We start from the raw sequence: 13,637 nt of genomic DNA, 5'->3' as shown, positions 1-13,637 counted from the left end.
TCCGGTACGTTCTACGCTAAGGCATAGAACAAGCAGGAGAGGCGGCTATGGACTTCACCTTGAGCGATCGCGAAACCAGGTTTCGAGATCAGGTGAAGGCGTTTATCGATGCCGGAATCCGTCCCCGCGACCCACAATATCGGGAGCAGGCCCATGGCGGAGAGCGATGGAAGGTCGTGCCGGTTATCGAGGAGGTGAAAGCGCGCGCCAAGGCGGCGGGTTTGTGGAACCTGTTCATGCCGCCGCATTCAGGTCAGGCGCATGTCGATACCAGTTTTGCGTTCGACGGGACGCAACTGACCAACCTTGAATATGCGCTGTGTGCCGAGGAGATGGGGCGGATCGGCTGGGCTGCGGAATGCTTCAATTGCTCGGCGCCGGACACAGGCAACATGGAAGTGCTGCACCGCTACGGCTCGCGTGCGCAGAAGGACCAGTGGCTCAGGCCGCTGATGGACGGAGAGATCCGTTCGGCATTCTTGATGACCGAACCCGCGGTGGCATCGTCCGACGCGACCAACATCCAGACGTCGATGGTGCGCCAGGGCGAAGAGTATGTGATCAATGGCCGGAAATGGTGGTCCTCGGGCGTGGGCGATCCGCGCTGCAAGGTCGCGATCGTCATGGGCAAGACAGATGCCGGCGCGTCGCGGCATGCGCAGCAGAGCATGATCCTGGTACCACTCGATGCGCCGGGCGTTCGCATCGAGCGCATGCTGTCGGTCTTTGGCTATGATCATGCACCGCACGGACATGGTGAAGTGGTGCTTGAAGACGTGCGGGTGCCTGCTGACGCGGTACTGCTCGGTGAGGGAAGAGGGTTCGAGATCGCACAGGGGCGGCTGGGCCCGGGGCGGATTCATCACTGCATGCGCACCATCGGGGTGGCCGAGGAAGCCATCGCCGCGATGGCGAAACGGCTGGTCAGCCGCGTGGCGTTCGGCAAGCGGATCTCGGATCATTCGGTGTGGGAGGAGCGGATCGCCCGCGCGCGGATCGACATCGAGATGACTCGGCTGCTGTGCCTCAAGGCCGCCGACATGATGGATCGTGCCGGTAACAAGGCGGCACATCTGGAAATCTCGATGATCAAGGTACAGGCACCTATCATGGCGCTGCGCATCATCGACGATGCCATCCAGGCGCATGGCGGGGCAGGCGTGTCGGACGATTTCGGGCTGGCGAGCGCCTGGGCCAATGTGCGCACGCTGCGGCTCGCCGACGGGCCCGACGAAGTCCACAACCGGACCATCGCGCGGCACGAGTTCGGCAAGCATGCCGAGTTCAAGGCTGAGCGCGTCTCCAGCGGCGACATTGGAGTCAGTCGGTGAAGGCGGCGGTCCTGTTCGAGGCGGGAGCGCCGCTGACGATCGAGGAGGTGCAGGTCTCGAAGCCTGGGCCGCGGGAGGTTCTGATCCGGACGGCGGCGGTGGGGGTATGTCGGTCGGACCTGCACTTCATCGACGGCGCGTTTCCGCACCCGGTACCGACGGTCCCTGGCCATGAGGCCGCAGGCGTGGTGGAGGCGGTCGGGTCGGATGTGGCACATCTGCGGCCCGGCGATCATGTGATCACCTTTTTCACTGCCTTTTGCGGAAGCTGCGAGATGTGCGTGACGGGGCGTCCGTCGCTGTGCATCGACTCTTCAACGCGGCGGGCAGCGGATGCGGAGCCGCGGCTGGCGCTGGCGAACGGTACACCGCTGGCGCCGTTCCTAAATCTGTCTGCCTTTGCCGAGATGATGCTGGTGCATGAAAATGCCTGCGTCGCCATTTCGAAAGAGATGCCGCTGGATCGCGCCGCACTGCTCGGCTGTGCGGTAATTACCGGAGCGGGATCGATCTTCAACGACAGCCAGGTTCGACCGGGTGAGAGCGTGGCGGTGATCGGCGCGGGCGGGATCGGGCTGGCGGCGATCAATGCTGCCAAGATTGCGGGAGCCGGGCAGATACTGGCGATCGACCCGATGCCGGAGAAGCGCGACTTGGCGCTGAAGCTGGGGGCGACTGAGGCGCTCGACCCGAGCAGCGAGACCATCGTCAAGGATGTGCTCAAACGCAGTGGGGGCGGGGTGCATTATGCCATCGAGGCAGTGGGGCGGCCGAACACTGCGGAGTTGGCCTGGAACATCTTGCGGCGGGGTGGCACCGCGACGATCCTGGGGATGATCGCGCCGGGGAGCAGTGTCAGTCTGAAGGGGCACACCTTCCTGACGGGCAAGAAGATCCAGGGATCGCTGTTGGGATCTACACGCTTCCCGATCGACTTGCCGCGGCTGGTGCGGATGTACCTCGATGGGGTGCTGGACCTGGACATGATGGTGGCCGAGCGGATCGGAATCGGGGAGATCAATGCGGCGATGCAGAAGCTGCGCGAGGGGCATAGCGTTCGGTCGGTGATCACCTTTTCATGAGCGGCCTTGATGAAGCCAAGCTGGGATCGTGGCTGCGGGAGCGGGGGCTGTCCACTATCTCGTCGACGCGGACAACGAAGTTCTCTGGGGGGCAGAGCAACCCGACTTACCGCGTGGAGGTGGGCGTTAAGTCGTTGGTATTACGGCGAAAGCCTTTCGGGCCGATACTGGCCAGCGCGCATGCCGTGGAGCGCGAATACCGGCTGATCGCCGCACTGCATCCCACGGGCTTTCCGGTGCCGCGCCCGCATGCGCTGTGCGAGGATGCCGAGGTGATCGGCGCGCCCTTCTATGTCATGGACTTGGTTGTTGGACGCACGCTGTGGGACGGGGCGTTGCCCGGAATGGCGCCGGCTGAGCGCACCGCGATCTACCATGCAATCATCGACACGCTGGCGGCGCTGCACAGCATCGACCCGGCACAGGTGGGGCTGAGCGATTTCGGAAGGCCGGGCAATTATTTCGCCCGGCAGGTCGAGCGCTGGACCAAGCAGTACCGCGCCAGCCAGACCGACGACCTTGAGGATGTCGAGCGGCTGATCGAATGGCTGCCCCGCACGGTGCCCGAGCAGCAGCGAACCAGCATCGTTCATGGCGATTTCCGCATCGACAACATGATCTTCGACGCCGATCGCCCGGAAATTCGCGCAGTGATCGACTGGGAACTGGCGACGCTTGGCGATCCGCTGGCCGACCTGTCTTATTTTCTGATGAGCTGGGTGACCGCGCCGGAAGGACGCGCGGGGGTGAAGGGACTGACCGGACCCGAGACGGGCATTCCGACGATCGAGGCGATGGCGCAGCGTTATTGCGCGGCGACCGGGCGCGACGGCGTGCCCGCGCTGGACTGGTATTTTGCTTACAACCAGTTCCGGCTGGCCGGCATCGTCCAGGGCATCAAGAAGCGGATGCTGGATGGCAATGCATCGAGTGCGCATGCGGCGGCGACGGTGGCGCAGCTGCCTGCGCTGGCAAGGTCCGCGTGGAGCTTTGCGGAACGGGCGGGGGCGTGATGTTCCAGAACAAGGTGGTGGTCGTCACCGGCGCGGGGTCGGGGATCGGGCGCGCTTCGGCGCAGTTGTTCGCACAAGCCGGTGCGCGCGTCGTGGCGTGCGACATCAGCGCGGCGGTGCATGAGACCGTCGCTGGGATGGGCGACGGCGCGGTGGCGCTGGAAATGGACGCGGGCGAGGAGGCCGATGTGGCGCGCGCGGTTGCGCTGGCGTGCGAGCGCTTTGGCGGCATCGACGTGTTTTATGCCAATGCCGGGATTTCTGGCGGTGCGTCAGGTATTTTCGAAACCAGCGCAGCGCTTTGGGCCGAAGTGTTGCGAGTCAATCTGATCGGGCCGGCGCTGGCGATCAAGCATGCCGCGCCCAGGATTGCCGAGCGCGGCGGCGGCGCTATCCTGTGCACGGCGAGCGTGGCGGGGCTGCGGTCGGGCGCGGGGGGTGCGGCGTATTCGGCGTCCAAGGCCGGGGTGATCAACCTGGTGCAGACCGCCGCGCAGCAGCTGTCGACATCCAATGTGCGGGTGAACGCCATTTGCCCCGGCCTGATCGAGACGGGCATGACGCAGCGGGCATTCGAGCATGCGCGCGAGGTGGGCAAGGAGGACCGGTTGGGGCGGCTGAACCCGCTGCGCCGGGCCGGTGCGCCCGAGGAGATCGCGCGCGTGGCGCTGTTCCTGGCGTCGGATGGCGCGAGCTATGTCAACGGGCAGGCATGGGTGGTGGATGGCGGATTGTCGTCCAGCCATCCGGTGACGCGGCAGGAGTTTGGCAAGCCGGCGTTTTGAGGGGTTTGGTGGCGGCTTGGGGCTGACAGAAGAAGCGGCCCCGGCTGAGGGCGAGGATGACGGGAGTGTTTCAGGCTGGCGCCTCTGCGTTGGTGGGGCCGGTGAGTGGGGGGCAGCGCCTGATCGAGCAAGTGATCCCTAGCAGTTCGTGCACGGGTTCTTTTCTTCGTCACCCCAGCCTTGAGCCAGGGTCCCGCTGCCTTGCCCCGCAGAAGAAGAAGCGGGATCCCGGCTCAAGGCCGGGATGACGAGCGGGGGCTATCTCGGGGAGTGGAGTCGCCCCGAGTCCGTGCACGATGTCGATTCCGCTCAATCCTCCTACGGACTTTCCCGATATCGCCTGCGTAAAGGGGTGGGGGAGCATGATTCGGCTTTGGCTGGCGACTGCGGCGATTGGCGGGATTGCGTTGGGCGCGGGGGCTAGCATCGCGTCCGAGGCACGCTGGTGGCACCCGGTGGCGCCTGGGGTGCGCATCGAAGTGACCGAGGGGGCGGTGCAGGCGCCGACGCTGGTGCTGGTATATGGCGCGGGCGATCCGTTCCGATCCGAAAGTCTGAGTGGCGAGATCACGTCGTGCCGCACGCTGGCCGGGATCTGCGCGACGGCAGCGGCCGCTTCGGGCTTCGGGCTGAGCGGCACGCGCCGACAGAGCCTTCAGGTGCGCTGGCTGACCGAGGATGGCGAGCCGGGGGTCGGCGGCGTCGTGTGGGAGGGCGCGGGCGTGCCGCGGCAAGTCGAGCTGCGCTGCGACCTGGCGTCGCGCGATCCGCTTACGGCGTGTTCCATGGTAAGAGTTGGAAGTTGAGGCCGTCCCTCTGGGGTGCGCGGGCACGGCCTTGGTGAAAGCCTCGCGCCTGTGGCTGGCGTTCCGCTCCAGAGACCGGCTGAAATGGGTTCTAGGGAAGGGTCCGCGATGAAGATGCTGGGCGTGGCGCTGCTGGCTCTGGGAGCGGGGATTGCCGGGACGACAGTGGCGCAGAGCAAAGGATCGTTGGCCATGGTGTCGGACCCGCCGCTGCCCCCGTCGAGCGATGGCTTGGTGGTCGATTTCGTACCCGGTCAGGTGCAGTGCAATGGTGGCCCGGCGGTGGCGATGCGGACCGAGCGGCCGTTTCCGGTGTGGGCCCTTGGGCTAGCGGGCGCGCGCGCGGTGGCGATCGATGTCACGTTCCGGATCGATGGTGACGGACGGCCGCTGGGCATTGCCGCTGGCAAGCAGCCTGACTTTCCGGGACCTCGGCTCTATCACTCCAGCGACGATGTCTTGCCCGCCTTCGCTGCGTGGCGCTTCGCAAGTGGGCAACCGCGGACGGGGTGCCGGATGCGGTTCGACCCCGTGGCGGTACCGATGGCGGAGGCGCCCGTCGCGCTGCTGCGCCGTTACTATGTCGCACCGCATACGCGCGGCGGTGACGAGGCGGCGATGTTCCGCAGGATCCATGCGCCGGACACCGATTGCATCGAAAGCGGCGTGCCGCAGGTACGGATGCGCGCCTATCCCGCGTTCGAGACGGTTCCGCAGGCGCCGGGTACCTGGTCGTACAGCATGACCGGGTTCGACATTGATCGGCGGGGTAAGCCAGTGCGGGTGCGCTTGCTCGAGTCGGGCGGAAACCCGGTGCTGGACCGGGTGTCGCTGGCCGCAGTGCGGCGTTCGCGCTTCGCGCCTGCCGCGCGGCAGGGCTGCACTTACCCTTATTACCGTAACGCCACCACGGCCATGGCCGCTCCGCCATCGCCAGACCAGGCCATGTTCCGTCCAAAGGATGCGCAGTGCCCGGAGACGGCGCTGACCTTTTCCTCGCCGCTGCGCTTCCCCGCCGGGTTCGATCGGCGGCGGATCGAGGGTTGGGCGATCATCGGCTATGACGTCGCGCCGTGGGGCGCCACCGGCAACGTCCGGGTATTGGCCGCCGAGCCGGCGGCGGCATTCGGCGAACAGGCGCAGCGCGTCGTCCAGTCGGGCCGGCAGGCTGCAGCCTCTACCGGCCGGACGGGGTGCGTAGACATCGTGCGGTTCGTGATGCCGAAGGACGTGCCGCCTGTTCGCGAGGAATAGGGCGGGGTGCTGACGACAGATTAAGCTCGCCTTAGCGGGCTGCTCTTAATGGTCGGACCGCCAACTTCAGGTGAAATTCCTCATGAAACGCCTACTATGCATAGCGGTCCTCGGCTCTGCCGTAGCAAGCGGGTTGCCTTCCCGCGCGTCGACGCCGCTTACGGCCGAGAGCGCGCTGAGGGATTACTGCGAACCGCTGATTTCAGGGGCGGCGGCAGCGCAGATCACCAAGGCTGCTGAGGCCGCCGGCTTCAAGCCTGAGCAAGCCGGCGGGCACCCGATCTTGATGCAGGGCGAGCTGATTCTCAGCGTGTCCGACGCGCCTCGGGTGTGCCTGGTTCAGGCGCCGACCAGCATGACATTTCCACAGGGCATTTCCCTGGTCGACGCATGGGCGGCGCGCAATCCCGGGGCGGTGAGAGGCGCTGCGACCAAAGGACCGGACGGCGCCCGGGTCAAATTGTGGGCAGTGCCGAAGAACAAGAAGTACTTGCTCGTAACCGAGCAGACCAATGCGCGCGGTCAGAAGGTGCTGAACTTCATCCTCGCGCCGATGCCCGCGGTCTGAAGCGTGGCGCGGGTTTGCAATCGCGCAGGCTCGAGCACCCCGTGAAGGCGGAGCGGCGGGTTGGTGCCGCCGCTCCGGTTGGAGTTCAGGGAATCTGCTGCGCGGGCTTGGCACCGATCTGTTCGTTTTGGGCGGCGCTATCGGGGCGTGCCGGTCCGAGGACAGGTTCCTCGCCCATCGGCTGGACCTGGAACACGCTGAACTCGCCCTTGCCATCGATGCTCGGGCCTTCGGTATAGCGGCCTGCCGGATAGGTGCCGTCGACCGAGGTGGAGAAGAACTGGTAGGCGTGTTCGTTGGCCTGGTTCGCTTCGGGGAAGCTGTTGGGGATGGGCAGGGCGCCCTTTTCGCCACCGAGTTCCTCGATCACCGCCAGCCACTGATTCTGGTGCATCGCGTCGCGGGCGATCAGGAAGCCGAGCATGTCCTTCATGCCGGCGTCGGCTGTGGCGTTGTAGAGGCGCGCGGCGAGGACACGGCCGGTGCTCTCCGCCGCGACGTTGCAGTACATGTCGGCGGCCAGATTACCGCTGGCATAGATGTGCGACATGTCGAAGGGCACGCCATCGGAGTCCGAGGGGTGCGCGGACATGCCGGTGGAAAGCAACTGCTTGTGGAGCATGCCTTCGAGAATGTGGCGCGGGCTTTCGCCGCCGCCCATTACCGCGCCGACGATCGCGTCCTTGGCGCCTTGTTCCTGTGCTTCGGTGGGCGCGGTTTCGAGGTTGAGCGCGACCGCGGTCGCCAGCATCTCGATATGGCCGAGCTCTTCGGTGGCGGTGTGCAGCAGGAGGTCGCGATACTTGTTCGTCGGGCCACGGGCGCCGTACGCCTGGAACATGTACTGCATGCAGACGCGGATCTCGCCTTCCACGCCGCCGATCGCCTGTTGCAGCATGCGCGCGAACAACGGATCGGGCTTGTCGACGGTTACCTGCCGTTGCAGCCGGCGATCATGATAGAACATGGGGTTTCCTCCTGTGACGAGTGGCGACGCGCACGCTTGGTGCGACACAGTGCCAACAGGAGGGCCGCGCGGGAGTTTATTGCGCGGGTGTTCTGACCGTGCATCTTACGATCAGACGAAGCTTCGGTGCGCTTAATTGAAATCGGCTAAATCAATGGGTTAGATCGACCCGCCCGATCTTATCTTAAGTTGTTAATGCGGATCAGGCCCTCCTGAGCGACGCTGGCGACCAGGCGTCCGTCGCTAGTGTAGAAGCGGCCGCGATTGAAGCCGCGCGCGTGGCCGGCCCAAGGGCTGTCCGTGGTGTACAGGAGCCACTCGTCGGCGCGGAACGGCGCGTGGAGCCAGACGGCGTGGTCGAGGCTGGCTGTCTGGACTTCGCCGGTCAGCCAGCTCGCGCCGTGAGGAAGCAGGCTGGTGCCGAGCAGGGTCATGTCGCTGGCATAGGCCAGCACGGCCCGGTGCAGCGCGGGGTCGTCCGGCAGAGGCGCGACGGTGCGCAGCCAGCTGTGCTGAATGGGTTCGGCGGGCGTGGGGGCGAACCAGTTGCGCGGGGCGACCGGGCGGATCTCGATCGGGCGGGCGCGCAGGAAGAAGCGGCGGAGTTTGTCCGGGACCTGATCGCGCATGGCTTCGCGCAGCTCGGTTTCGGAGCGCAGTTCGTGCGGGCCGGGAACCTCCGGCATCGGCGCCTGGTGGTGAAAGCCGCCTGCCTCACGCTGGAAACTGGCGGTGAGGGTGAGGATCGGCGTGTCGTTCTGAAGCGCGACGACACGGCGGGTGCCAAAGCTGCGGCCGTCGAAGTCGCGGTGGACGCGGTAGAGGATCGGGTGATCCTCGCTACCCGGGCGCATGAAGTAGCAGTGGAGCGAGTGGGCGGGCTTTTCGGGCTCGACGGTGCTCTGCGCGGCCTGGAGCGCCTGCGCCACGACCTGCCCGCCGAACACGCGGCCGACGCCGCCGGGCTGGCGCGGGCCGCGATAGAGGTCGGGCTCCAGCTGCTCCAGGTCGAGCAGGGTGGTGAGCTGGGCAACGAGGTCGGCGGGGGTGGGCTCCGCCATCAATAGCCGGTCGCTTGCGCCAGCGCGTCGGCGTGGAAGTTGGTGTCGCCGAACAGCTCGACCAGGACGCGGGCGCGCTTCATGTAGAAGCCGATGTCGTATTCGTCGGTCATGCCGATGCCGCCGTGCATCTGGATGCCCTCCTGGACGGCAAGGGTGGTGGCGAGGCTGGTCATCGCCTTGGCGACGGCGACGGCCTGGGTCGCGTCTTCGCCCGTGTCGAGCAGCTGCTGCGCCTTTAGAACGGCGGCGCGGGCGACTTCGAGCTCGCTGTACAGGTGCGCGGCGCGGTGCTGGAGCGCCTGGAAGCTGCCGATCACGGCGCCGAACTGCTTGCGCTGTTTGAGATAGCCGATGGTCATGTCGAGCGTGGCGCCGCCGACGCCGACCAGCTCGGCCGAGGCGCCGATGCGGGCGGCGGCGAGCAGGCGGGTGAGGGCGGCGTCGCCTTCGCCGATCATGGCGTCGGCATCGACTTCGACATCCTCGAAGGTGAGGCGCGCGGCGATGCTGGCGTCGGTTAGGCGCTCCGGGTTGGCGGTGAGGCCGGCGCTGTCGGCGGGAACGGCGAAGAGGGCGGTGCCCGTGTCGGTCCGCGCGGCGACGAGGAGCAGGTCGGCGATGTGACCGTGGGTCACGAACTGCTTGGCGCCGGTCAGGCGATAGCCGTTGCCGGCGCGCTCGGCCTGCATGGCTATTCTGGCCGTGTGCTTGGGGCCTTCGTCGATGGCGAGCGCGGCGACGGTTTCTCCGGCCAGGATGCCGGGAAACCAGCGGTCGGCATGGGGGCTGCCCTTCAGCGCCTCGACCGCGGCGATGGCGGTGGTGAGGAAGGGGGACGGCGAGAGGTTGCGGCCGATCTCTTCCAGGACGATGCCGGCTTCGACATGGCCCAGGCCAAGGCCGCCCTGCGCTTCGGGGATGAGGATGCCGGTGAAGCCTAGCTGCGCGAATTCACGCCACAGGTCGCGGCTGAAGCCGGTGGTGTCGTTCGCGTCGCGAAGGGCGCGGAGGTGGGAGACAGGGGAGTGCTCGGCGACGAAATCGCGGGCGGTGTCGCGGAGCAGGCTTTGGTCGTCAGTATGGTATAGGGGCATGTCGGGTCCTCAGGCAGGAAGGTCGAGGATGCGCTTGGCGATGATGTTGAGCTGTATCTCGCTCGTCCCGCCTTCGATCGAGTTGGCCTTGGTGCGTAGCCAGGCGCGGGCGGGGGCGCCGCCATGGGTGGCTTCGCTTTCCCATTCGAGCGCGTCGGAGCCGCCGGCCGCCATGAGCAGCTCGTGGCGGGTCTTGTTCAGCTCCGTGCCGTAATATTTCATCATCGAGGGCTGGGCGGGATGTGCGCGGCCGGCCTTCAGCTCGTCAATGAAGCGTTCCGACATCGCCTTGAAGGCCTGGGAGCGGACCTGGAACAGGGCGATCTGGGCGCGGAGCAGCGGGTCGGCGCCTTTCCGCGCTGAGTCCAGCAATGGATCGGACGCGGCGCCCAGGCCCATGCCCGAGATCATCTCGCGTTCGTGACCGAGCAGGTACTTGGCGACGTCCCAGCCCTTGTTGAGCTCGCCGACCAGGTTGGCCTTGGGCACCTTCACATTGTCGAAGAAGGTTTCGCAAAAGGGGCTGTTGCCGCTGATCAGCAGGATCGGCTTGGTCGAGACGCCTTCGCTCGCCATGTCGAACAGCAGGAAGCTGATGCCGCCCTGCTTGGTCGTCTTGTCGGTGCGGACGAGGCAGAAGATCCAGTCGGCCTTGTCGGCGTAGCTGGTCCAAACCTTTTGCCCGTTGACGATGAAGTGGTCGCCGGCGTCTTCGGCGCTGGTCTGGAGGCCGGCGAGGTCGGAGCCGGCATTGGGCTCGCTATAACCCTGGCACCAGCGGATCTCGCCGCGGGCGATCTTGGGGAGGTGTTCGAGCTTCTGTTCCTCGGTGCCGTATTTGAGCAGCGCGGGCCCGAGCATCGAGATGCCGAAGCTGTGGAGCGGATTGCGGGCGCGCAGCCGTGCGAGTTCTTCGCGCAGGACCTTGGTTTCGCCCGGCGTGAGGCCGCCGCCGCCATAGGCTTTCGGCCAGTCGGGAACGGTCCAGCCGCGCTGCGCCATGCGGTCAAGCCAGAGCTTCTGGTCTGGATGGGCGTATTCGGGGTTTCTGCCGCCCCAGGTCGCATCCTTCTCGTTGCGCATCGGGGTGCGCATGGTGGGGGGGCAGTTTTCCTCCAGCCAGGCGCGGGTTTCCTGGCGGAACTGGTCGAGCGTGTCGCTCATGGCTGGGCTCCAATTTGCGCACGCGAAGGCGCGGAGGCGCGGAGGTTTTTGAAGAAGGGTTGTTCGCGCAGAGGCGCAGAGGACGCAGAGGAGGTTCGGCTCGCGGCCGAGGTGTGTGCCGCGTCAGCGGCAGGAAGTGGGAGGCGTTGGCGATTGAGGACACCGCTGGCGCGGTGCGATACGCTCTCTGCGTCCTCTGCGCCTCTGCGCGAACCTCTGTCTTCTTTGCGACTTCGCGCCTTCGCGTGAACCATTGGCGGCATCCTCTCCCAAGGAAGGGGGGATGGGGCCTAGAGTGCATTGCTCTAAACCCTCACCCCGACCCTCTCCCGCATGCGGGAGAGGGAGTTAGGTCAGTGGCTTACTTGCTGAACTTCTCGTTCTTTTCCGCCTTCTCGCGGAGCAGCGGGGCTACTTCGAACCCGTACTTTTCGAGGCCCTCTACGATCTTGGCCAAGCCTTCCTGGTCGGCCCAGTACATGGGGCCGCCCTTGTAGGGAGGCCAGCCATAGCCGTAGACCCAGACCACATCGATGTCGGACGCGCGCTGGGCCATGCCCTCGGCGAGGATCAGCGCGCCTTCGTTGACCATGGTGTAGAAGGTGCGGACCATGATCTCCTCTTCGGTGATCTCATGGCTTTCGACGCCGAGCTTGCCGCGCCACTCCTCGATGATCTCGGCGACGCGGGCGCTGTTCGACGGCGTGCGCTTCTCGTCATAGTCGTAATAGCCCGCGCCGGTCTTCTGGCCCCAACGGTTCTCGGCCGCGAGCGCGTCGCGGACATTCTCGATGCGGGTGGGGTCGCGGTGCCAGCCGATGTCGACGCCGGCGAGGTCGGCCATCTGGAACGGACCCATCGGCATGCCGAAGGCGACATGGACGCGGTCGATCTGCTCGGGCGTGGCGCCTTCCATCAGCAGGTGGTTGGCCTCGATCTGGCGCGGCATCAGCATGCGGTTGCCGATGAAGCCGTAGCAGACGCCGGCGATGACGGCGGTCTTACGGATCTTCTTGCTGAGCGCCATCGCGGTGGCGAGGACGTCGTCGGCGGTCTTGGCGCCGCGGACGATCTCCAGCAGCTTCATGATGTTGGCCGGCGAGAAGAAGTGTAGGCCGAGCACGTCCTGCGGACGGCTGGTCGCGGCGGCGATCTCGTCGACGTTCAGATAGCTGGTGTTGGAGGCGAGGATCGCGCCGGGCTTGGCGATCTTGTCCAGGCGGCCGAACACGTCCTTCTTGACGTCCATGCTCTCATACACTGCCTCGATGATCAGGTCGCATTCGGCGAGATCGTCGAAGTTGAGGGTGGGCTTGAGGAGGCCCATTGCGCCTTCGACCTGTTCGGGCGTCATCTTGCCCTTGGACGCGGTCGCTTCATAGTTCTTGCGGATGGTACCGGTGCCGCGGTCGAGCGCTTCCTGCGCCATTTCGACGATGGTCACGGGGATGCCTGCCGAAAGGAAGTTCATGCTGATGCCGCCGCCCATCGTGCCGGCGCCGATCACGCCGACGCGGTTGATCGGGCGCAGCGCGATGTCCTCGGCAATGCCGTCGATCTTCGACGCCTTGCGCTCGGCGAAGAAGACGTGGCGCAGCGCGGATGACTGCTTGCCCATGATGAGCTTCATGAAGTTCATGCGCTCGGCCTGAACACCCTCGGCATAGGGCTTGCCGGCGGTCTGCTCGATCAGATCGATGATCGTGGCGGGGGCGTCGAGGCCGCGGAAGCGCTTGGCGTTGGTCTTGCGGAAGGTTTCGAACACGCTCGCGTCGACAGTGACCGGGCGCTCGCTGGAACGCGAGATCGGCTTGCCGACGACTTCTTGAGCATAAGCAATGGCTTCGGCGAGGAGATTGCCTTCGGCTGCGAGCTTGTCGACCAGGCCGACCTGCTGCGCCTGGGTGGCGGAGATGGGGTCACCCTTGGTGGCGAGTTCAAGTGCGGTCTCGACGCCCGCGACGCGCGGCATGCGCTGGGTGCCGCCGGCGCCCGGCAGGATGCCTAGCTTCACTTCGGGGAGACCGAACTTCGCGCTGGGTACGGCGATGCGGTAGTGCGAGGCGAGCGCGACTTCGCAGCCGCCGCCGAGCGCGGTGCCATGGATGGCGGCGATCACCGGCTTGTCGAGTGCTTCGATCTGATCGACCAGCGTGGGGAGCGCGGGCTCCTGCATGCCCTTGGTGAATTCGGTAATGTCGGCGCCGGCGAAGAAGGTCTTGCCCGCGCAGGTGATGATGACGGCTTTGATGCTGTCATCGTTCTTGGCTTCCTCGATCCCGGCCTGAAGGCCCTGGCGGACGGCGTTGCTGAGCGCGTTCACCGGGGGGTTGTCGGAGGTTAGGATCAGGATGTTATCCTGACGGGTGGTGGTGATGGGGGAGGTCATTGTTGGTCTCCGTTTTATTGTGTCACGCGAAGGCGTGGAAGAAAGAAGTGGGTTTCACGCGAAGGCGCAAAGACGCGAAGTTCAGAAGAAGTGAGAGGTTCGCGCAGAGGCGCAGAGGCG

At 66.0% G+C, this 13,637-nt stretch carries 12 protein-coding genes; 7 read left to right on the top strand and 5 right to left on the bottom strand.

Features of this window, described 5'->3' with window-relative positions; translation table 11 throughout:
- Positions 1-47: 47 nt before the first annotated feature.
- From LQ953_RS07180 to LQ953_RS07150, 7 genes are all read left to right on the top strand, one after another.
- Complete coding sequence (locus LQ953_RS07180; protein WP_231030043.1) at positions 48-1,331, top strand: acyl-CoA dehydrogenase family protein; 1,284 nt, start codon at positions 48-50, stop codon at positions 1,329-1,331.
- On the top strand, positions 1,328-2,413 hold the full coding sequence (locus LQ953_RS07175; RefSeq protein ID WP_231030042.1) for a Zn-dependent alcohol dehydrogenase: 1,086 nt from the start codon (positions 1,328-1,330) through the stop codon (positions 2,411-2,413). Before LQ953_RS07180 ends, LQ953_RS07175 begins: the two co-directional genes overlap by 4 nt.
- A complete protein-coding gene (locus tag LQ953_RS07170) occupies positions 2,410-3,426 on the top strand; it encodes a phosphotransferase family protein (protein WP_231030041.1) in 1,017 nt (338 codons plus the stop codon). Before LQ953_RS07175 ends, LQ953_RS07170 begins: the two co-directional genes overlap by 4 nt.
- Positions 3,426-4,211: an SDR family NAD(P)-dependent oxidoreductase gene (locus tag LQ953_RS07165; protein WP_231030040.1), complete on the top strand. Its 786-nt coding sequence runs from the start codon at positions 3,426-3,428 to the stop codon at positions 4,209-4,211. The genes LQ953_RS07170 and LQ953_RS07165 overlap by 1 nt, the downstream gene beginning before the upstream one ends.
- Before the next feature lie 362 nt (positions 4,212-4,573).
- A complete protein-coding gene (locus LQ953_RS07160) occupies positions 4,574-5,017 on the top strand; it encodes a hypothetical protein (RefSeq protein ID WP_231030039.1) in 444 nt (147 codons plus the stop codon).
- Between the two features lie 108 nt (positions 5,018-5,125).
- Positions 5,126-6,271: an energy transducer TonB gene (locus LQ953_RS07155; protein ID WP_231030038.1), complete on the top strand. Its 1,146-nt coding sequence runs from the start codon at positions 5,126-5,128 to the stop codon at positions 6,269-6,271.
- A gap of 133 nt (positions 6,272-6,404) precedes the next feature.
- On the top strand, positions 6,405-6,839 hold the full coding sequence (locus LQ953_RS07150; protein WP_231030037.1) for a hypothetical protein: 435 nt from the start codon (positions 6,405-6,407) through the stop codon (positions 6,837-6,839).
- 85 nt (positions 6,840-6,924) lie between these two features.
- Here LQ953_RS07150 and LQ953_RS07145 read toward each other — a convergent pair whose 3' ends face one another.
- The 5 genes from LQ953_RS07145 to LQ953_RS07125 form a co-directional block, all read right to left on the bottom strand.
- Positions 6,925-7,806: a manganese catalase family protein gene (locus LQ953_RS07145; RefSeq protein WP_231030036.1), complete on the bottom strand. Its 882-nt coding sequence runs from the start codon at positions 7,804-7,806 to the stop codon at positions 6,925-6,927.
- A gap of 179 nt (positions 7,807-7,985) precedes the next feature.
- Positions 7,986-8,867: an acyl-CoA thioesterase gene (locus LQ953_RS07140; RefSeq protein WP_231030035.1), complete on the bottom strand. Its 882-nt coding sequence runs from the start codon at positions 8,865-8,867 to the stop codon at positions 7,986-7,988.
- Complete coding sequence (locus LQ953_RS07135) at positions 8,867-9,964, bottom strand: acyl-CoA dehydrogenase family protein (protein ID WP_231030034.1); 1,098 nt, start codon at positions 9,962-9,964, stop codon at positions 8,867-8,869. Before LQ953_RS07135 ends, LQ953_RS07140 begins: the two co-directional genes overlap by 1 nt.
- 9 nt (positions 9,965-9,973) lie before the next feature.
- Complete coding sequence (locus LQ953_RS07130) at positions 9,974-11,128, bottom strand: acyl-CoA dehydrogenase family protein (RefSeq protein WP_231030033.1); 1,155 nt, start codon at positions 11,126-11,128, stop codon at positions 9,974-9,976.
- A gap of 361 nt (positions 11,129-11,489) precedes the next feature.
- Positions 11,490-13,517 carry a 3-hydroxyacyl-CoA dehydrogenase NAD-binding domain-containing protein gene (locus tag LQ953_RS07125; RefSeq protein ID WP_231030032.1) on the bottom strand — a complete coding sequence of 676 codons (2,028 nt, stop codon included), beginning with the start codon at positions 13,515-13,517 and terminating at the stop codon, positions 11,490-11,492.
- Positions 13,518-13,637 lie beyond the last annotated feature (120 nt).

It is taken from the genome of Sphingomonas sp. IC-56 (genome assembly GCF_021043375.1).
In the GTDB taxonomy this organism is placed as follows: Bacteria; Pseudomonadota; Alphaproteobacteria; order Sphingomonadales; family Sphingomonadaceae; genus Sphingomonas.
This window is presented reverse-complemented; position numbering and strand designations above follow the sequence as displayed.